Raw genomic sequence first — 21762 nt, forward strand, 5'->3', positions numbered from 1 at the left:
AGGTACTTTAGCTGAGATTAATCAACTAAGTTCAGTTAGCCCTTGACTTTCCCTTGAGCAGCAAAATTCCTAGGCCAGCTACTACTGCACTAAACATGGAGGTAGGTTCAGGCGTCTTTGCTGTAGGAGAACCTGTAAATGCTACCTCACGAATTTCAATACGGTTGATACCCAAACTGCTTTGATTAGAATTCAGAACAACGAGATCTACTTTGCTTACCCCAAGAATGAGATTATTAAATACATACTCTCGTGGATCAACTTGTGTGATAGGTGCTAGGAAAGTAGGAGAAGAAGCAATTAACCCATTTGAATCGTTAAAGAAATCTAAACGGAAATCTTTGATTCCTTCCTCAAAAACATTAATATCATTCCAGAGAATGAAACTGTTTAGATTAAATTCACCATTTAGCTCAAGGGTAATAGTTCCACTTGATGCATTAGAAGCAAATCCATTGAAAGGTCCTGGAAAACTAGGGAAAAGTCCATCTGCTGTGATTCCGTCAGCAATTTCATCTATTGTAAAACTACCAATTGATTGAAGATTTGTTGTTGGAGTAATTTGGTTTCCACTAATAAGTGAAAATGCAGATGCTTCACCTGCATTTAATGCTACCGTCAGACTAATTGCACCAAGAATTATTTTCTTCATTTTGTATTTACCTAAATTTTCAGCATTAATTATTTGGAAAAAGGTAGTACAAGCTTAACATATAATTTTACCGCAAGTCAATTGTAGTATATACGAATACGGTTCAGTTAAGGATTTTTTTGGCAGTTCTGTAATTTGAAAAGCTCAATGAGTTTTTGTCTGAGCTGAACCGTATTGCAGTATAATAATCTATATATGAAATAGAACGTAAATTCCCGTAGATTTGATAAAACTTTCCTACTTTTCTCTATCTTCCCTTAACCCAATTCCTCGCTCTACTTATTAGTCTGAAATGGTCCTAAAAGATCGCCAGGATTAGCATAATTAACTGCATTTATTAAATCTTCTGGCAAGCTAGCTAAAGTAACTGCACCCATCATGCCATTAAAATTTTTATCATTTGCAACTGAATATTATTTAGCTAAATTTTCAAACCTTCCACCGTATTCTACAATTTTTCGATGTATAGCATCTGCTTTATACCATAGAGAGTGAAATGATTTAAATCTTTTTCCTATATAAAAACATAACCATAAAACTCTTTATATTTATCGTACAATTCAGCTTCATGCCGTTGATTTTCTACAAGTTCTTCAGCAGTTTTATTACCTACATATTTTTGCAAAAATTTTTCCTGTGCAGAAACTTGTGGAGCATAAAAATGTTCAGTCCAACAATTTTCAGGCAGCACAAAAGTAGCAATTGGAATATATCCAGTTTTTTCCATTTGTGTCACTTTATTTGAAATAGTATCTATTTCCGGATATTCATTATTCCAAAACTCATCAATTTCCACAGGTCGCTCTTCAGTGAACCACGATACTTCTGAAACTGCAAGGAAAGCTCCTTTCTTCAAAAACTTATACCATTCATTTATACCTCGTTCAAATCCAATATTGTAGATTGCTCCTTCTGACCAGATTAAGTCTAATTCTTCATTCTGAAAAGGAAGTTTGTCCATTGAACCAACAATGCCATTTACTCTATTTTGAAGATTCAGTTTCTGGCTATTAATATTGAATAAATCTATAAAGATGGGAGACAGGTCAATACCTGTAATATGTCCTGACGTATGATTAGCTATTACCATCGTCTGACCACCTGTTCCACAACCTATATCAGCAATTTTTGATTCATTTGTCAGATTATCAATAAAGCTTAAAGCTTTAATAGTTACTTCAGGACTCCCTGGTCCTTGTCGTTCTATAGTCGAATAATATTCGTAGATTAATTTCAAATCAAACTCATGAATAGATTTATTTTCATCACTCATATTTTTTCCTTATTTTCTCTAAAAGTTCTGCATTTTTCAGGTATTGGAAAAGCTCATCTAATTTAATGCGACAACATTACTAGACATCTTCAGAAAAGAGGGAGTAGGGAGTAGGAAACCCACCCCTTACCCCTCCTGGGAGGGGAATAATTGATTATTTATGTACGATAATTGATTTTATTTTTGATTATTGGAGATATCTACTGCAAATGATGAATAAATTTTAATCTCTTCTTATTTTCAATCAGAATATCATTTTTGGATACTTAGTTATAAATCAAATATTTTTGTAGGAAAGTTCCATATAGAATCCCCGATCGTATCTTTATACGCGGTATGTGCTTTTGGCAGAAGTCCGACCCGACGACTGAGGAGTGAAGAGCGAAATTCAGGAACGAGAATAGGGGAGGCAAGCATATGCGACTCCGCGACGACGTTAGCCGCACTTGGTAGCAACCCTAGCAAGTTGAAATTTGCTTCCATCTCCTCACACTCCCCACATTCCTCCAGGGAGGGTTAGGGTGGGTCCCCACACTCCCCACACTCTCCCTATATTTTTAAATAGATCCACTCAGGGGTTCTATAACTTCCCTACTCTTCCCTCAATAAAACTCCCCACTCTTTATACTGCTAATTTGTAAGCATTTCCTGCGGAATGCTGCACAAACAGCTATTAGCTGTCAGCTCTCAACAAAAGGAAGGAGTTTAAATGAATATAGACTTTAAAGCTGGTTTTTGTAGTAAGATTTAATTCTGACTCAGTTAGTAAAGCTTTTATCTAAAACTAAAAACAATAGCTGATAGCTGATAGCTGATAGCTGACCGCTGTTTGCGTAGCAGTCCGCAGGAAATGCTTAGGTTAATTTAATCATTAACATGAAGAGTAATTTTACTATCTTGAAGTTTCTCTGATACCCAACGCTCAAATAATTCACCGTCTAATTTTTTCCTAATTTCAGGATTATCTAAAGAAGCACCTTGTAACTGCTCTAACCTAAATAAACTCCAAAACTTATTAGTCTGAAATGGTCCTAAAAGATCGCCAGGATTAGCTGAATTAATACTATTTCTCAAATCTTCTGGCAAACTACTTAAACTAACAGCACCCATAATGCCATTAAAATTTTTATCATTTGTCACTGAATATTCCTTAGCTAAATCTTCAAACCTGCTGCCTTCTTCCACAATTTTTCGACGCAAAGCATCTGCTAATTCTTTATCTTCCACCACAATTCTAGATAAAATTACATAATCTAGACCTGCTTTCCGTTCATTAAAATATGCTTCTATTTTTTCTGCAGTAACTGAGTCTTTTAATCGCTTTAGTTTAAAAGAATTTTCTATCTGTGACTCTAAAGCATTATAGTTAATTCTATTTTGTTGTAACCATTCTTGAAACTTTTGTTGGTCTTCCAGCTTTCTTTGCAATCTAAAATCAATCATAGCCTGTTGAATAACTGCTGGACTTACATTAATATCTTCCCTAGATTGCATTTCTTTATCTATCACATATTGACGTACAATTTCTGTGACAAAAGACTGTAATTTCCCAGATGCTTGTAAATATCTTAAACCTTGTCCCCAAGATAATTGTTCTTCACCTATAGTTAATAGTGGTTTAGATTCCATTTTTAATATTCCTTTCTTTAGCTAATTTTGCTCCAGGTTTTAGTCTATCTCAACCGATCATTTTTTGAATCTGCCTTTACTAAATCTTTACTCAATTTTCTCGAAGAAGGAAGAAGGAAGAGCGGGGGAGCGGGGAGTGGGGGAGTGGGGGAGTAGGGGAGTAGGGAGTAGGGGAGTGGGGGAGTAGGGGAGAAACAAACATCAGAATAACTAGCATTAACTGGCTAATAATTAGGAAATAAGTTATTAAACCTGTGTTAATTACCTGATAACTGAAGTTTCTGGCAAGAAAAGCATTAATGCATGGGAATTGGTATTAAACCCAAAATCAAAAGATAATAAATTTTTAGCTAAACTACCAAAGTTAGAGCATAGTACCAAACTATCGCTAATAAAATTGCAGCGATCGCCCCGATTAAAGTATTGATAATATTTACTATTTCATTGGTTAACCATTCAAACTGAGACTGTATAGTTGCCCCAATCACACTTTCTAAATTAGTAGCAATAAAGGCTGCTAATACACAAAAAGCTATTCCTGTCAAGTTAATTAAACCTACAGACCAACCAACCAGAGCGATCGCCACGGAAGCTACAATACCAGCTAAAGTCCCCTCTAAACTCACAGCACCCTCAGTACCTCGTGGCACTGGTTGTAGAGTTGTAATTAAAAAGGTCCGCTTACCGTAAGCTTTTCCTACCTCACTAGCACAAGTATCAGAAAGCTTAGTGCTAAAACTAGCCACATAACCCAATATTAGTAAAAATGGTAAATTTTCTATGGGAGGATTATTCGGGTATAACAGACCAATTACCCAAACTCCCACAGCACAGATAGCAGCAGTCAGAGCTGAACCCCAAACATTTTCTGGCCCTCTAGCTCCTTCTCGCTTTTCTGCAATTCCGGCTGCCTGTTTTTGGGCCATTCCAATGCGAGTAACACCAGACCCTACTAAAAAATAAAAGGCCACCACTAGATATCCAGGCCAACCCAAACTACCCCAAATTATTACTCCTAATATCCAAGCATGAAGTATTCCTGCTGGGGTTAACAATTTTTTAGGGGCAAAATAAACGAGACTGAGTAAGATAGTATTTAAGCTGATAGCTATTAACCAGGGATTTATAGAATTAATTGCAGAAAACATATAGCAATATGATTTAAGTTATGAGATATTGGAAACTTTTAGGGAACAGGGAACAGGGAAAAGGGAACAGAGAAGAAGAAAAAACGTATCAGATAAATATGATAACTGCTATATTCTATCCTTTCAAGAAACAGCCAAATTCTCACAACTGATTTCTGATTACTATACTATCTACTCATTAGAAACATCTGTTGCAATTTTAACTTCAAGAAAGGAAGAAGAGTATGGAAAAAGGGTAAGGGTCAACAATTAATAATTAATAATTACCTCTCCTGGAAAAGAAGAGGATTGACGATTAAGGATTTTTTTTTCTTTTTGATCCTTTAAATGACTAAATGACAGGCTTTCAAGCTTAATTATTCGGTAAAACATCCCCAACTTCTTGAAGAAACTCAAATCCATAACGGAATGCTTCTTCTTCCTTTTTGTTTAAATTTTATCAGATGTTTTTAGTCAAAAATATATTTGTCTATTACTAGGAATTAACCATGAATCAAGTTCTTTTTCACTTAGCTTTTCCCGTTAATGATATTGCTCAAACAAAAAAATTTTATGCTGATGGTTTGGGTTGTGAAATTGGTCGAGAATCTCCAAATTCTGTCATTTTAAATCTTTACGGTAATCAAATAGTTGCTCATGTTGCTAAAGACACTTTAGAACCGCAAAAAGGAATTTATCCCAGACATTTTGGTTTAGTTTTTACTCTAGAAAGTGACTGGGAAGCTTTATTAGAACGTGCCGAAAAAAATAATTTGAAATTTTATCAACAACCTAAACGGAGGTTTACAAATTCTCCTTTGGAACATCGTACTTTTTTCTTAGAAGACCCATTTCATAATTTGCTAGAGTTCAAATATTATTGTCATTCAGAAGCAATTTTTGGCTGCAATGAACATCAAAAAGTTGGCGATGTTGTAGAAGTTTAAATTAGTCTGCTTGTTAGACATGGGAAAGGTCTCAAAAATAGACTTATTGTAAGCATTCAGCTGTTTGTGCATCATTCCGCAGGAAATGCTTACTTATTATTCAAACAAATTATTTTTTCAAATTGGTATAAGTAGTTTTTACTGATATTTTTATTGTTATGAAAGCTTTGCCTAAAAAAGCTTTAATTCATATATGATTTTTGATGTTTAGACAGGGAAATATTTTTCCCACTGTTCCCTGTTCCTTGTTCCCTGTTCCCTGTTCCCTGCTATAGTTAATTGTCTGGAGAATCCTAAATGACAAAAATAACTTTCAATCATGTCATCCCTCAGTTTAGAATTTTTGATGTTGATAAAGCTAAAGAATTTTACCTAAAATTTCTAGGTTTTGAACTCAAGTGGGAATATCGCTCCGATGAAGCAGGTCCAGTATATATGGAAGTCTCAAAAGCAGATTTTTCAATACATCTTACAGAGAATCACGGTGATTGTTGTCCAGGGTCATCAGTATTTATTTGGATGAATGGAATAGACAATTACTATCAAGAAATTTCTTGTCGTGATTATCCCTTTATGAACCCTCAAATAGAAGATGCTTCCTGGGGCGCTAGATTAATGATTGTCATCGATCCATTTGGCAATAAAATAATGTTTAATGAATCAACCGATAAATAATATTTTTGTTAATTTAGGCAATTACTGTACATTGTTTATAGTTCTGAAAAAATGGAAAAAATTCATAGTAGACAAATGGATAAAAATTCTAACTAATCAACTTAATTGAAAAAGGCAGAAGGCAGATAGAAAACCAGGTAAGTTTTGGGTTTATGAACGTAAGTATTTCCTCCAGAATGCTGCGCAAACAGGGGTCAGCTATTAGCTAGCCTCCTAGGTCGGAACTGCGGACTTCAGCTATTAATTTTGGGTCTGCGTAAAAGCAACCTTTGAAATTGAAAAATGATAAAAAGTTACTGCCATGCGTCCGAGGACAAAACCTTAGAAGTAATTATTCATTAATAATTGCTGATAGTTGAATGCTGATAGCTGAATGCTTACCTTGTAATTATAGGGTGCAAAGTGTTATTCTAAATTTGTTAATTATCTTTACAGGAAAGCAGATGAACATGAAAAGCATAAAAACTGAAGAATTTGTATCTTTACTAATAGGTATTTTGAGTGCAATGCCTCCAGAAGGAACCTTCTGCAAGATAGTTAAATCCTTGGCAGAAACTAATGCTTGGCAAGACTTTATGGAAGCTAATTATGCTGCCGATATTTGGGAACAGGATAAAAACAAAATCTTAGAAGAATTAAAGGAAAAATTTGGTGCTGAGATAGATATGGAAGAAGTGCTTAAGGAATGGGAAAAACAGTCTCAATAACCAAGATTTTTTTTCTACTTTTGGTTTGAGGAAATATTTTCAATCAATTGTCATAACTAGCAGTAGGGAATATAGGTTTTTCTAACCTAATTCCCTTGTTAAATAATTGGGTTGAATTTTTGCAGTTTATTATAAATTTATCAAAAGCAAGACTACTTTGGAAAATTTGCAAAAATAGTCAGAATAAAGAACAAAATTTATTAAATTCTAAACACTTACTTCAACAAGTAATATAGCGTACTCGCTCAAATCAACCGATAAAATTATTGATTTTTCTTGACTTATATTCTGCTTTTAATTCCTCAGCAATTACTTTGAAAACTTTTTCATCTGACACCATCCAAGCATGAAGTAAAACATTTATTTTGATGTCTCTCCCCACTGGTACTTGAGAACTTCTAGCAGGCAAAATCATCGCATCATAAGGAGTCCAAATAGAGGTGAAATTTATCTGTTCTAATAAAGCAATATCCTGGTTTAAATCTTCCAGAAAATCACTTTTCGGACGCATCTGCTTGGGTGCTGCTAAATTTAAAGCGTAAGCTGTTAATGTGCCGTTGTGTGGAGAAGAAATGGTAATAAAACGTTCTACTCTTTCTATACCTCCTAATCTTTGAACATAGTAACGACTGACTATTCCTCCCATACTAAAACCTATTAAATCTAAGGTTTGATTAGGAGGAAATGTTTTGTTTATATAATCATCGACTTGTTTAGCTAGTTTATCTAACCCTAAAATACCGTAATTAGGAACTAAGTTCAGAGAATAGACATCCCAACCTAAGTTTTTGAGGTATCGAGACATTCGATCAAATATTCTAATAGTGTCAAAAATTCCGTGGATTAGTAATACCGGATTAGGTTTATTTAAACGGTTCATATTCCTGATTTATTGTGCTTATCTTCATTCTAAATTTTAGAGTGTAGCGATCGCTCTTCTTGATGTTGAGTAGGACAATCTTTTTACTGGTATAGCAGAAGGAAGAAGGAAGAAAGAAGAAGGAAGAAGGAGGAAGGAAGGAGGAAAAATATTGTGTTGTCTGAGTTTTAAGCTTTTGATCTGTCCTAATATCATGTCCGGATAATTAGTTATAAAAAACTTTCTCCTTCAACTCCAGTTCTTCTTGGTAGTGCCTGTGCGAAAGTGTGGGAATGATCAGATAAATATAGTCCCTAAATTGTGGAAATAATTATGGAATGTCCTCTGTGTGGTCATCACAAACCCCATAAGCACGGAAAAACAAGCATTGGAACTCAACGATACTATTGTCCCGAATGTGGACAAACTTTTCCTGCGGAATGCTGCGCAAACACGCTCAACTTTTGACACTCTATACTATCGTCGGCAAATTGAACCAGAAAAAATGCCCATGGTTCTACAGGCTCATGTTGAGGGCAGTAGCTTGAGAGGAATTAGTCGCACAGTGAACCTAGCTTATAATACAGTAGTTAGTTTGGTATCTAGCAGCTTCTCAAAAAGGGCAAATGATTCATAATGCCTATGTACAAAACATAGAAACCTCACAAATCAGTAGTGACGAATTTTGGTCATTCGTCCAAAAAAAGCGAGTGCGTAATTCTGGGGTCTCCCCAGAATGTAAGACGCACTCAAGACACAAAAACATTGTCGGATGAATGAATGGACACTTATGTGATTGTTGGATTGGGATGACTCAAGCATCCAGAACGTGGATTGATTTTGGCCACTCGTGTCGGCAAACACACTGACCAGTTCATTACAGAATTAATTGCCAACACAGAAGGGAAAACCAACTGACTGGCAGTGGCATACTGATGATTGGGGTGGGTTAGAGCAAATTCTCCCTCCAGAAGTAAAGCACATTATTGGCAAAGACCAGACACAGCAGTTAGAGCTTTCCTAACGGGATTGTCAGACAGCACATAGGTAGGTGGCATCGCACCCCAGAATAAATTTGGTAAAGTCTGGGCACAGACAGAGATAACAGTGAGGTTAGCGTTCGCGGAGCGTGGCGTTACTCTGTATCGCCTATTTCAATTGGATTTGGGTTCATACTCGCAAAGAAAATACTGCTGCACAAACAGCTGAGTTGGCGTTCGCGGAGCGTTGCGTTACTCTGTATCGCTCCTTGGAGTTGGAACGACCTAATTACTTATCCCACACTTTACTGATGCACTACCTTCTTCTTCTTTCTTCCCTCTTTCTTCCTGACTCCTGACTTCCCCTCCCCTCCAGGGAGGGTTAGGAGTGGGTTGGGAGGGTTAGGGGTGGGTTGACTCCTGAGGACTCCGTAGTTATTTATTTATCACTGTTCAACCGGACATGATATAACCTTTCCTTCGACTGCTATAGCACTACAAGAATTGGTTAAGACATTTTTCAATCCTGTTTCCTGACGGATTCCGCAGGAAAAAACCTTTTACACTCGCTATTCCCTATTCGCTATTCCCTATTCCCAGCTCCGGTGTTCCCTATTCCCTATTCCCTATTCCCTAATTATGAGATGTTTTTGACTTCTCACCCGACTGAAGTACGGGTGATTCTAAGGAGTTGTTCCAAATCGGTTTAAAAACACGGTTCGTCACACCTACTAGCTGTCACTGGACTTAATCTTCCCAGTGGTGGTAGCTCATATACCACCTACAGACTCAGATCTGCTGACAAAAATGCCACATACATTGCCTTTACTTTTTTAGTTTTATTTTCAGAGTGGTTTTGCTCAAGGAGTGAGCCATAAATCCCTATCTCTGCTGCCTACTTGCCTGTGCCAAGCGTCTTGGTAGAACAGTGCTACTAGTTTCTTACTGGCGGGAGTTTCACCCTACTAGCATTGAGTCTATGGGACAAACCTTGTTCCTACTCATATTCATTGCTATTATCCCACATTTTGGGATACTTGGGAATAAATTCCCACAACTTGTTTTCATCCAAGGGCTAAAGCCTCTTGGCTTTCAACTGCACGTTTTTGTAAACAATTACAAATTTTTTTGCTTCTGATTTTCTCCAATTGCGAATTTTACGATTAACCTATTCTAGTTAATGTAAAGTTTTATAAATAAATATAGACAAAATTTACGCTAGCTTTTAATTTAAACATAATCAAAAATTTAACTGTAAAATTGTTTACAGAAAATCATTGAAAATCATTTAGGAGATAAAAATAATGTTAGCTTTTATTGGAGGATTGTTCGCTGGGGTATTTGGTGTCCTGGGAAATCTGCTAGGAAAGAAGTCTAATTATTTATTAGAATTTGACGATGCTAAGGACACTAATGAACCCAAGCAAGAATCTACTCAAGCAAGTGTAGCAGCACCAGAACCTACTACAAAAAAAGAAACTAAACCTGCTAGTCCTGAAACTCCAAAAATTGCTAAAGCCAAACTTTCTGAGGCTAAAAAAATTGCTAAAAAAGCTGAAGCTGAAAATGGCACTCCTGCAGTGGCAACGCCACAACCTCCTGTAACTAATATTAAAGTTTCCCAGGAACCAGAAGAGTTAGTATTATTTGCTCCTAACTTTTTAATGCCAAAGCCTACAGCAAAACGTCGTCGTCCTGGTCCTAGCATGGGTATGTTTCGTGGTATGGCTAAGGATTTAAATCTGCCAAGATAGTATTAGATCGAGAACTTATATCATGTCCGGATGAACAGTAATAAATAGGGTTTGCTGAAAAAGTCTTTTTAAGGAGTAGGGGAGTAGAAAGTAGTTAGGAGAAACGAGAAATTAATTAGGAGATAGTTGGATATATTTGTAAGAGTGATTTTTCTGCTACTATTCTGCCTTTTATGCTAATTTTTTAAGCTAACTCAACTGAAAACCAAGCACTTTTTTCGACCTAAAAAGGCTAAAACTTTTATCAAAAGAGTGCTTTTAGATTTTGATCGGTAAGTCCTAAATAATTAGGGTACGGGTGAAAAAATTGCTTGGTGGGAGTAGGACACGGGGATGCACCAGACGCGGAGACGGGTCGATTTGTGGGAGAACAGGCAACGGTTTCGGCCATTTTATGTGAAGGAATTTTCTTGAATTTCAGCAGAAAATTTCAGTGTTTTGAGGCAAAACTAGCCAATAACATAGGAGATAAACTGAATATAAAAAGCTCCATTACCGTAAGCTATCCTGACTTTTAGATTTAATCAGCAAACCTTAATTAGGGAGAACTCAGAAGGGATAAATAGTGGAAAAAAGAATATATCAGTAGGAGAAGGATGAAGAAAGTTTTTTGTTTGCTTGGGCAAAACTGCGTTAACGTTTAAGCACAACTGAGTTATATTGCTGATTAAGCGGACATGATATTAAAACCCACATTCCGCACCACAAAATGTAGCAACCCAAGAAGGAGTCAGGAGGACCGAGTCAGGAGACAGAATTTGGGAGAAAACCATAGCTACTGTAATTTAGTAACAAATCAAGCAAGTATTTATGCGTAAATTTTTTACTCGGAATTTGATCGACGAAAAAAGTAATTGAGATGATTTGCATAGTATAAATACCTACCAAGCTACGAATTTATATACTACTTTTAATATTACGCTCTTGAAGTGCGGAATGTAGGTTAAAAATAAAGGGGTAAAAAATTAGCTTTTAACTTTGCATATTGGCTATGTTAAGCCCCTAATTTTTTAAGAATACTAATGTACTATATAGATGAAAAGCTGGGTCCCACATTGTTTCTATTTTACGGGATATATCAATGTGATATTTGAGACGACTTAATAATTGAGTGTAATCTCGACTTGCGACTTCTCCAAAAGGAGTAAAATCAGACCAAGTTTTGATATTACCTAGTTTTTGCTCTATAGTATTTACTAACTCATTCCATTTAGTTCTATTAGTAGTTTGTAATTCAGATGGAGATTGTTTCGGATCGGATATAACATGAGTAATTCCTTTTTGATATTGATAATTTTGGTCACAAAATCTAATAATACTACGGCGATTAGGAAGATGTAAATCTAATATATTGGCATAATCTTGAGTCATTTGTTTATGACGAATTTTTTCGGAACGTCGCCTAGGGTCGTAATCCATAGCATTCATAAAAATAGGCAATAATCCCTCAACTTTATCTACTATTTCTGACCACTGAAAATTTAAACTCCCCATTTTATCTTGTTCATTTAGACAAACAATACTTGCTTCAGAAGAAGAAATAGATTGAAAATATTGAACTCTAAATATATTTATCTTCTCAATATCTGATATTTTTGCCCAAAATACAGGAATGCCTGCTTTGAGCATTTCTTCACCATAAATTTTTAGTTCCCCAATAGCTCCAAGACGATAAATTCGCCAACCTCTACTTTGTAATTGCATTCTCGCTGTATAGGGGTCAATTTTCATAATTCTAGCTAGATTTTTAGCAGCTTCCTGTTTATTTTCTTTACTAATAGCTTCAATAATAAGTAATCCTGGTTCGGTATTTTTAGGGTCAGATTTAGCAGTGGCGATCGCTTGTTGCTGGCGTTTTTTCTCTATGGTTTCTATTCTTTGTAAACCTTGACGTGCTTGGGCAACTACTTGTGGATTTGTTGCATCTTTCAGCAATTTTCTATAGAATTTTTCTGCTGATTCTAATTTATTTATTTCTTCATACCACCGCCCAATATAAAGTTGCACCCACAAATTTTGAGGATGTTCTTTTTGTAATTTTTTTAGTAATTTGCCTGCCTGTTGATAGTTTTTTTGTTCTAGTAAAGTAGCAACTTCTTTTATTTCTTTCATATATAATAGTCCTATTTAAGCTGCCAGAAAATATCTCGGAAAAAGACAATAACAGTTCATTTCAGTTATCAGTTATCAGTTAGTCTCCTGTGGTCGGAGCTACGCTAATAGTTATCAGTACCTCTGCAATAAGGAGACAAGAAAATACAGAATTCTCTTTACCTGGTTATCAAAAGGTACTTTTTCCAAATCTATTCTAATATTTCTGCTTTCTACTTTGCCTTTTTAATCAAGATATAGTGTTTCTCAAAAAGCATGAGATACAGTTATTTTTCTTATTTTCTATCCCCTGTTTCCCGGATTACTACTCCCTAAAAACCAACAAATTTTGTACTTGACCAATGTGGAAATCGCTATACTATCATTGCTATTCTGACATAGAAAATAGTCATCTTCAATAATTGATAATTGATAATGGATAATTGATAATGACCTCTCCCTAAAAGGAAGAGGATTTAATCAAAGGAAAATTTTTTCTCTCTTGGTCGATTGGATATGGCTCCGAGACCTCGCCATCCCTCGACCGCTTGTTTCTCCTTAAAAGGAGAGGCTTTAAACCTTAATTACTTAATTATTCGGTAAAATTTCGGTAAGTCCTAAACCACCGTCTTTTAAGCGGTGGATGGAAACGACGCGACGGGTTTTAACCCGTAGTCACGTTCACATCTCTAGGAGTTTTCGCTATCATATCTATGATACAGCGAAAAATAATTATGTATCTTACCCAAAAGAACAAAATTAGAAACCTGTCTAGCCAGGAGTTTAAAGCCTTAAAGCAATTGTGCAAATTATCTAAAAATATGTACAACGTAGGGCAATATTGCTGTACGACAGTTCTATTTTTCTGAAGGCAGATACAGATACCTGAGATATGAATCAAACTACCATTACTGCAAAGATAACGAAAGCGTTTGCGTAGCATTCCGTAGGAAAGCTCCTCTGTAAGAGGCAAACTACCAACTACTTCAAACTGATATTGCACAGCAAACTTTAAAAGTGGTAGATAGGTCTTTTAAGTCATTTTTCAACTTAATCCAAAAAGCTCAGGAAAGTCTATATCGTTGGGAACAAATACGAATACCTAGATACCTCAAAAAAGAAGGATATTTTCCTTTAATCATACCTCGAATTAAGGTAATAAATGGGTATTTTAATATCCCAATGTCAAGAAAATTTAAGACTGAATATGGTGCAGTTAAAATCACATTTCCAGAAAGATTAGTAGGTAAAAACCTGAAGGAAGTTAGAATAATTCCTAGATATGATGCTAGGTTTTTTAAAAGCGTAGCTCCTCCACAGGAGGCAGTGGAATTTATTACAGAAGAACAACCACAACCAAAAGTAAAATCTGACAATGCTTTAGCAATAGACCTTGGTCTAAACAATCTAGCAACTTGTGTATCAAATATTGGGTCATCATTTATTTTAGACGGTAGAAAACTGAAATCAATCAACCAGTGGTACAACAAGGAAAATTCGAGATTACAGTCCATAAAAGATAGACAAAGCATCAAAGGTAATACGAAAAAGCAAATTAGCATTACGGTAAATCAGAACAATAAAGTTAGAGATTATCTGAATAAAGCAGCTAGATATTTAATCAACTGGTGTAGTGAAAACCAAATATATACTATTGTTGTCGGTGTTAATCCAGGGATGAAAAAAAATATCACCCACCCCCATCCCCTCCAGGGAGGGGAGCAAGAGGGTGGGTACCAAAAGTTTGTACAAATACCACACCATAGTCTCAGGTTGAAGCTAAAAACTATGTGTGATAGATATGGATTAACCTATATAGAACAAGAAGAATCTTATACCTCTAAAGCTAGTTTTTTAGACGGCGATCGGATACCTCTTTACAATGCCGATAACCCAAGTGAATATAGTTTTAGTAGCAAACGAATTAAGCGCGGTTTGTATAAAACTAAGCAAGGAAAATTGATAAATGCTGACTGTAATGGTGCTGCAAATATTAGAATCAAAAGTAACCTGAATGGGTTTACCCCGGACAGACGCTTAGGCATCTTTGGCTATGCTATTAAGGGTAAAATTTGACGTGAGGAAAGTCCGTCAAATTTATTCGCCTTAAGAATCCACGCGACTTTAGTCCCTAGAATGTCAAAATTAAACATCTATAGAAAATATACTTCCTGTTTTTTCTTCTGAAAAGCTTTATCTGTAATACCATGCATGAAAAAAGAATGTTACGAATAATAAGCATGAGAAAAATACTTTACCGAAGAATTAATAATTAAATAATTAAATAATTAAATAGTTCAGGTTTAAAGCCTCCCCTTTCAAGGGGAAAAAAGCGGTCGAGGGATGGCTCCGAAACCTGCGCCATATCCAATCGACCAAGAGAATAAATTTTTTCCTTTTACTCAATCCTCTTCCTTTTAGGGAGAGGTAATTATCAATTATCCATTATCAATTATCAATTATTGAAAGCAGGTCTTCCTTTGACAAAAAATAGAATTTACTAGCTCAAAACTGGTATTGAAGTTATTCCCATACGACTCCTGACTCCTGACTCCTGACTCCTCAGAAATAGCCTAACTATTTGTAGCAAACATTTATCAAATTGGTATAAGCTTTTTAAGGTTTAATAATTGCAGTCCTTACCGAATTATTAATAATTAATAATTAAATAATTCTGGGTTGTGCAGAGCGCATAATGTGTGGGATAAGTAAGTAGGGCAGCCCAATGTAATCTCAAAGCACTGATATATAAAGGTTGAGCGCATTTTTGGAGCGAAAAAAGTGCGAGTTGTTAAGCTTCTTGGACCAAAAAGTTAGGACGGCTGGCAGACAAGCACAATTAAAGATACATCCTACAATTATTTCTCCTACTTTCTTTCTCTGTCTCCCTACCCAGACCACACTTCCCACACTTTCCACACTCCCCACCCTCCCCACACTTCCTTGACGCACTACCTAATTCTGGTTTAAAGCCTCCCCTTTTAAAGGGAAAAAAAGTGCTAGGATATTTCCTTATCTTCAATCCTCTCGGTTTTAACCAGAGGTAATTATCAATTATCCATTATCAATTATTAATTAATGAAGCATAAACGCTATTAGTAGGGTTTGTTAGCGGTAGCTTCACATACTAACACACTATATATAGTGCCTTTGCGTAAGTCCTGAATTGGTAAAAAAATAACTCATAAATTAAAGTTATAGAATATTACTAAATACATTTGGAATTTAAACTCAATTTTTCCAAAAAAGTTCAAATGAGCTTTTTAGGGCGAAAAATGGGGGTAATTTGAGTGCGATCAGGCTTTTATTGGCCATTTATTCAAAGTATTGATACATAAGAATTACAGGATGGTTGCTTGTGAAGAAAATTTCGTGTATTTTTGAGTTAAGTGGCTAGCTCTGCTTAGGGGCTTACTAAAATGAACAAGAGAATTAGTAAGTAGAAGTGCGATAGCGCAGCTAAACGTAGTTATCGCGTAGCGGAACGGAGTTCTATCGCGCTAGTGTAACGTAGTTTTATCGGGTAGCGGAACGGAGTTTATCGCGCCAGGGTTTAGCGGAGCTATGCGTCAGCAAAACGTAGTTTTATCGCGTAGTGGGAGCATCTTGCTCCCATGCCAGGCATCCCTTGTTTTTGTATACCATGGGAGGAGGACTACACATTTTTCTACCTGCTGGTGCGCGTTCCCTTTCCTGGTCAGCGTTGCGCAAGGGAGCTGTCGTTGTCACAGGGTCGCATTCGCTTTTTCCTCTATTTTCAGTCCTGAATTTCCTGACTTCTGAGCCAGTCTTCCTGACTTCAGTAGCTAAAAGTACATACCGCTGGCTCATATTCCAAATGGCTTCTATACTTTTCTTTTCTCCAATACAGCAGCAACTAGAGACAATGCAACTAAAGGAGCTGTAACTGCTCTAAGGATACGTTTACCTAGAGAAACTGCTTGAAAACCTGTAGCGATCGCTGCTTCTATTTCCACATTAGTCCAACCTCCTTCCGGACCTATCATTATTACTATTGATTCTGGTAGTTGATTATCCAATAAATTTTCCAGTAAAGAAGAATAGTTATTACGAGCGACACATATATATTTGTAAGAATTAGATAAAGTTTGACCATCAAATAATGATAAAGCTGCCGAATATTCCATAGTTTCTCTGATTATTGGAACTACTTGACGCTCTGATTGTTCAGCAGCTTCACGGGCAATTTTTTGCCACCTTTGCAACTTTTGCGGACTAGGTCTTAGTAAAGTTCTAGAACTTATAACTGGCAAAATATTAGTAACTCCTAATTCTGTACTTTGCCGAACAATTTCATCAAAATTATTTCCTTTGGGCAAGGCAGAAATTAGAATCAGTTCTATTGGTAGTTCATTTTGAATAAAAATTTCTTTCTCTAAAATTACATTTATTGTACTTTTTTAGAGGTTTCTGCTTCAAGTTTCGCTAACCAAGAATTACCTTTACCATCCATTACAATAAGTTGGTCTCCTTCCCCTAGTCGCAACACTCGACTTAAGTAATGTTGTTGTTCAGGATTTAGATGTACTTTCTGTTGCTCAATTTGGTGGGGGGCGATCGCTAATCTTTGCAAATTAGCCATATTAGAAAAAAATTTAATCGTTCAAACTTGGTTATTCTTACATTAGACATCTCTTCCAAAAGAGGGAGTAGGGAGTAGGGAGTAGGGGGAAATAATTAATGATTTATGTACAATAGACATCTCTTCCAAAAGAGGGAGTAGGGAGTAGGGAGTAGGGAGTAGGGAACCCACCCTAACCCCTCCCAGGAGGGAAATAATTGATAATTTTTGTGGGATAATTAATTTTATTTTTATTATTGGAGATGTCTAATAATTAGGGTTTGCTGATTAAATCTAAAAGCATTGACATATAAAGGTTGAGCGCATTTTTTAGTTAAAAAAAGTCCAAGCTTAATGGTCGTAATGGTTCAAAAAATTAGCATTTTAGGCTCATAGTTGCGCAGAATAATCCCTTGATTATTCTTCCTCCTACCTCCTCTATAATTCCCATTTCTCCTGTCTCCTGTCTCCTACCCTTACCCATAAGACTAGTGAAGCGCAAACCCTAATTAATTTTATTCTCGATCGTTAGAGATGTCTAATAGACTTCTGGCGATTGTTAATCTTAAACCCTTGTCATATCACGTCCGGTTGAATATTGATCGATAAGGAAGTAGGGATAATAATGAGATTTACTCTATGCAAGAAGATCGGTTTTTTTATCGCGCTCTTATCCGGACTTGATATAATACTTCAGCAAAAACTTAGTTTAAACCAGATATCTATTATTAATCTAAGTTGATTTATCAAGTAAATTTTCAGAAGCTGAGTTCGTTACCGAATATTTAAGGTTTAAAGCCTCTCCTTTTAAGGAGAAACAAGAAAAATTTTCCTTTGATTCAATCCTCTTCCTTTTAGGGAGAGGTCATTATCAATTATCCATTATCAATTATCAATTATTAAACAGACAATGCCAATAAACATCTCCAGAAAAGATTATGAAACCCTCATCCTACTGTACCAAAATCGGTATTTTTGGAGAGTTCTAACAATCGAGTTATTTCACTGGGTAGTAAATTTATTACAGTTCTTTGAAATTGAAATTTTAGATTCACTACCACATCATATTTCTAACCTAGAAATACTGAAAAACTGAGGTTGCAAATTATTGAACAATATTGCCAAAAATTAGTTTAGACTTTGACTAAAAAAACCTAATATTAATCATTATAGTAATTATAAAATCTAAAATCCTGTTCATCAACAATCTCAAATCATTCGTCACTATGCAACCCCGAAAAACTATCTGGTGGGAGGGGTTTTTTATCTGCCTCTAACTCAAAATTAGAGGACAATTACTACCCCTTATCTCCCACAACCTTTCAATATTATTGTATTGATATCCTCCCCGACCTAAAGGCACAGGAATAGCTACCGAACCTTAGTTCCTCAGCGGGTTGACGCTGGGTACTGCTCCCACCCCTCTTGCTCCCCTCCCAGGAGGGGATGGGGGTGGGTTACACTTCCCTCCATATCTGTTTAAAGTTTCCGCAATTCGCAGCCTATCGGGAGGAGGCGTGTCCCCCGGCACTAATTTAAAGACTGTAGCAGAAAGTATGCTACAGAAATCTTAGCAAAAGTCCCCCTTTCAGGGGGAGACTTCAGGCCCACTTTTCCGGTGAAAAATCTATCCACTATTCTTGCTTAAAATTAGTTTCATCAGCAGTAGGTGAACTTTCGCTATTCCTGATTTTCTCCAGGTATTCTGCAATTGCTTCAGTTGCCAATTGAACTACTGGTTTACCCTGACGTTTTGACTCTTCTTTTAGCTTGGTATAGATTTCATCTCTAACGCTAACCCGATGTCGCATTTTACTCGTATCTTTTGGCTTTTCTGGAAGAGTTGGTTGACCAGCTTCTGGAGAAAGATTAGAAGGGTTTGGTTGACCAGCTTCTGGAGAAAAATTAGAAGGGGTTGGTTGACTAACCTCTTGACCAAAACTAGAAGAGGGTGGTTGACCAGCTTCTGGAGAAAAATTAGAAGGGGTTGGTTGACTAACCTCTTGACCAAAACTAGAAGAGGGTGGTTGACCAACTTCTGGAGAAAAATTAGAAGGGGTTGGTTGACTAACCTCTTGACCAAAACTAGAAGGGGTTGGTTGACCAACTTCTGGAGAAAAATTAGAAGGGGTTGGTTGACTAACCTCTTGACCAAAACTAGAAGGGGTTGGTTGAGCAACTTCTGGAGAAAGATTAGAAGGGGTTGGTTGACTAGCTTCTTGACCCACAGGAGGAAGTGGTGTTGTAGTAGTATTTGCCACTTCGCCAGAGACAGAAGTGTTTACTGGCTGAGTTTCACTTGCTGTTGATGTAGTTACCGACGGAGTACTCTCAGGATTAACGGGATAATTTACCGGAGTATTTACCGGAGTATTAATCAGATTCATTTCCCGATCATTTTCTTGATTTGTAGTTACCTCTTTTTCTTCAGGTTTATTTTCTGGAGTTGTCTCAGTAACATTAGTAACTGCTGGATTATTGTTTTCAGAGTTGATTGAGGTCAACGTTGAATTGTTAATATCTGTATTCATTGAGAAACTAGATTGATAGTTAGTTACGAACTGACGGATGGCTTCAATGCCGACACGATTGCAGAAATCGCCGAAACTCTCATCTGGTTGGCGCTGTTGTTTGAAATAGATAAATATCGATTCCAACTCAGCTTCCAGATCGTTGATATGTAATTTGTCAACATAAGTTTTTGCCAGTCGTGTTTGATTGGGTGAACCCCCTAACCAAATCTGATAAGCATCAGGAGCACTACCGACAAATCCTAATTCGGCCATATAGGGTCTAGCACAACCGTTGGGACATCCTGTCATTCTAATCACAGGATGCTCCTGTTCTAGTCCCACCTTGTCCAACAATAACCGAATTTGTCCCAGTATACCAGGTAAGGCCCTTTCTGATTCTACAATTGCTAGTCCACAAGTTGGCAAAGCCGGACAGGCCATGCTATAGCGCACTAAGGGGTCAATATCTTTTTCTTTCCTGACACCATGTTGAGCCAGAATTTGTTCTATTGCTTGTTGCTGCTGTGGTTGAATTTCATAGAGAATTATGTTGTGATTCGGTGTTAACAGCATTGGTAGTTGAAACAACTCAACAATTTTCCGCAGTGCTGTTTTTAGCTGAAATGAATCTTCATTTTTTACACGGCCATTTTCTACAGAAATTCCTAAAAAGAGCTTGCCATCTCCTTGTTCGTGCCATCCCAGAAAGTCTAAATATTTCCATTCTGGTAAAGGTTTAAAGGGGGCAATGGATTTACCAAAGTATTCTTCTAGCTTGGCCTTAAATTTTTCTAGTCCCCAGTCATGGAGTAAGTATTTCATTCTGGCATGGCGACGGTTGCTGCGATCGCCATAATCTCTCTGAGTGGCTACTATGGCCTTGATTAATTCATAAATATCTTCCTTGGCCACATATCCAATCTCTTGGGCCAAACAAGGGAATGTTTCTTCTTTTCGATGAGTTCTACCTAGACCACCTCCTGCTAAAACATTAAACCCTTCTAATTCTCCTGCTTCATTGGTAATTACGACTAGGCTAACATCTTGAGTGTATAGGTCTACGGAGTTATCTCCTGGTACTGTTACAGCACACTTAAATTTTCTTGGCATATAGTGAGTACCGTAAATAGGTTCTTCACTATTAGTAAATGTTGTGCCGTTACTATTAAGTTGTCTAGCAGCTTTTACTTCAGGATTTTCTTCTGCACTAATTACTTTTTCCCCGTCTAGCCAAATTTCATAATATGCACCTGTCTGTGGTGTTAATAAATCTGCTATTCTATTCGCATAGTCTTTCGCATATTGATATTCGCGACTATTTTTATATGGAGCTGGAGGAGACATTACATTTCTATTTAGATCCCCACAAGCTCCTAGGGTCGAGCCCATACTTTTTATGATGGAGGATATAACAGTTTTCAGATTTTTCTTTAAGATGCCATGCAACTGAAAACCTTGTCTGGTTGTTACACGAAGTGTATCATTACCATATTCATTCGATAAACGATTTAAGGTCAGAAAAAGTTGTGGCGGAATAAAGCCACCTGGGTTTCTAGTGCGAAGCATCATTTGATAATCTTTTTCTTGCCCTTTCACTCTGTTATCTCGGTTATCTTGTTGGTAAGAACCGTGAAATTTGAGTATTTGAACAGCTTCTTCACTAAAGTGGGTTGTATCTTCGAGCAGTTGAGTTGCTAGGGGTTCCCGCAAGAAGTTACTATTTTCTTTTATACCTTCTAGCTTAGAAGGTTTTTGCTCTTTGTGTGCTAAATTTTGAGGTGTAGTTATCATTTTAAAGTTGCTAATAGCTACTATTTGAGTAGAGTTACTGTATTGAATATTGCTTTAATCTCATAATTAGGAATATACTTTGCTTGATTTTATTTATTGATAATTCACTTTATGTTTATTTTTACTAATCCTTTGATTCTTAGCATTTATAATAATTTACCATTAATTTACAAGTAACTCAT

13 protein-coding genes and 2 pseudogenes are annotated in these 21762 nt (G+C 36.4%); 6 read left to right on the plus strand and 9 right to left on the minus strand.

Annotation, left to right across the window (positions count from 1 at the left end; genetic code table 11):
- Window positions 1-31 precede the first annotated feature (31 nt).
- The 4 genes from SAGCYANO_RS18470 to SAGCYANO_RS18485 form a co-directional block, all read right to left on the minus strand.
- On the minus strand, window positions 32-652 hold the full coding sequence (locus SAGCYANO_RS18470) for a hypothetical protein (RefSeq protein WP_202221405.1): 621 nt from the start codon (window positions 650-652) through the stop codon (window positions 32-34).
- A gap of 514 nt (window positions 653-1166) precedes the next feature.
- Window positions 1167-1925 (minus strand): class I SAM-dependent methyltransferase, encoded by a 759-nt coding sequence (locus SAGCYANO_RS18475; protein WP_202221406.1) that lies wholly within the window; start codon window positions 1923-1925, stop codon window positions 1167-1169.
- 864 nt (window positions 1926-2789) lie between these two features.
- A complete protein-coding gene (locus SAGCYANO_RS18480) occupies window positions 2790-3554 on the minus strand; it encodes a peptidylprolyl isomerase (protein ID WP_202221407.1) in 765 nt (254 codons plus the stop codon).
- 350 nt (window positions 3555-3904) lie between these two features.
- Window positions 3905-4702, minus strand: coding sequence for a TIGR00297 family protein (locus SAGCYANO_RS18485; protein ID WP_202221408.1), 798 nt, complete (start codon window positions 4700-4702; stop codon window positions 3905-3907).
- A 488-nt stretch (window positions 4703-5190) separates the two neighbouring features.
- On the opposite strand from SAGCYANO_RS18485, the gene SAGCYANO_RS18490 reads away from it, so the two are divergent.
- The 3 genes from SAGCYANO_RS18490 (at window position 5191) to SAGCYANO_RS18500 (ending at window position 7010) form a co-directional block, all read left to right on the plus strand.
- Window positions 5191-5628 carry a VOC family protein gene (locus SAGCYANO_RS18490; protein WP_202221409.1) on the plus strand — a complete coding sequence of 146 codons (438 nt, stop codon included), beginning with the start codon at window positions 5191-5193 and terminating at the stop codon, window positions 5626-5628.
- Window positions 5629-5925: 297 nt separating this feature from the next.
- Complete coding sequence (locus SAGCYANO_RS18495) at window positions 5926-6303, plus strand: glyoxalase superfamily protein (RefSeq protein ID WP_202221410.1); 378 nt, start codon at window positions 5926-5928, stop codon at window positions 6301-6303.
- A gap of 449 nt (window positions 6304-6752) precedes the next feature.
- Window positions 6753-7010, plus strand: a complete 258-nt coding sequence (locus SAGCYANO_RS18500; RefSeq protein WP_202221411.1) for a hypothetical protein — start codon at window positions 6753-6755, stop codon at window positions 7008-7010.
- 250 nt (window positions 7011-7260) lie between these two features.
- Here SAGCYANO_RS18500 and SAGCYANO_RS18505 read toward each other — a convergent pair whose 3' ends face one another.
- Window positions 7261-7890, minus strand: a complete 630-nt coding sequence (locus tag SAGCYANO_RS18505; protein WP_202221412.1) for a triacylglycerol lipase — start codon at window positions 7888-7890, stop codon at window positions 7261-7263.
- A 312-nt stretch (window positions 7891-8202) separates the two neighbouring features.
- On the opposite strand from SAGCYANO_RS18505, the pseudogene SAGCYANO_RS50455 reads away from it, so the two are divergent.
- Together SAGCYANO_RS50455 and SAGCYANO_RS18515 are read left to right on the plus strand one after the other, a co-directional pair.
- Window positions 8203-9161 (plus strand): annotated as a pseudogene (locus tag SAGCYANO_RS50455) (IS1 family transposase).
- Between the two features lie 992 nt (window positions 9162-10153).
- Window positions 10154-10603, plus strand: a complete 450-nt coding sequence (locus tag SAGCYANO_RS18515) for a hypothetical protein (protein WP_202221413.1) — start codon at window positions 10154-10156, stop codon at window positions 10601-10603.
- A gap of 1002 nt (window positions 10604-11605) precedes the next feature.
- Here the strand turns inward: SAGCYANO_RS18515 and SAGCYANO_RS18525 are convergent.
- A complete protein-coding gene (locus SAGCYANO_RS18525; RefSeq protein ID WP_202221415.1) occupies window positions 11606-12715 on the minus strand; it encodes a lipopolysaccharide assembly protein LapB in 1110 nt (369 codons plus the stop codon).
- A gap of 996 nt (window positions 12716-13711) precedes the next feature.
- Here SAGCYANO_RS18525 and SAGCYANO_RS44915 point away from each other — a divergent pair.
- Window positions 13712-14770 carry a transposase gene (locus tag SAGCYANO_RS44915; protein WP_237396323.1) on the plus strand — a complete coding sequence of 353 codons (1059 nt, stop codon included), beginning with the start codon at window positions 13712-13714 and terminating at the stop codon, window positions 14768-14770.
- A gap of 1769 nt (window positions 14771-16539) precedes the next feature.
- Here the strand turns inward: SAGCYANO_RS44915 and SAGCYANO_RS18535 are convergent.
- The 3 genes and pseudogenes from SAGCYANO_RS18535 to sir form a co-directional block, all read right to left on the minus strand.
- Window positions 16540-17106: an RsmE family RNA methyltransferase gene (locus SAGCYANO_RS18535; RefSeq protein ID WP_307785926.1), complete on the minus strand. Its 567-nt coding sequence runs from the start codon at window positions 17104-17106 to the stop codon at window positions 16540-16542.
- On the minus strand, window positions 17103-17297 hold the full coding sequence (locus SAGCYANO_RS49340; RefSeq protein ID WP_307785924.1) for an RNA methyltransferase PUA domain-containing protein: 195 nt from the start codon (window positions 17295-17297) through the stop codon (window positions 17103-17105). The genes SAGCYANO_RS18535 and SAGCYANO_RS49340 overlap by 4 nt, the downstream gene beginning before the upstream one ends.
- Before the next feature lie 2498 nt (window positions 17298-19795).
- Window positions 19796-21580, minus strand: a pseudogene (sir, locus tag SAGCYANO_RS18540) (sulfite reductase, ferredoxin dependent); the annotation flags it as partial.
- Between the last annotated feature and the right edge of the window lie 182 nt (window positions 21581-21762).

The organism is Okeania sp. KiyG1, assembly GCF_014132355.1.
Taxonomy (GTDB): domain Bacteria; phylum Cyanobacteriota; class Cyanobacteriia; order Cyanobacteriales; family Microcoleaceae; genus Okeania.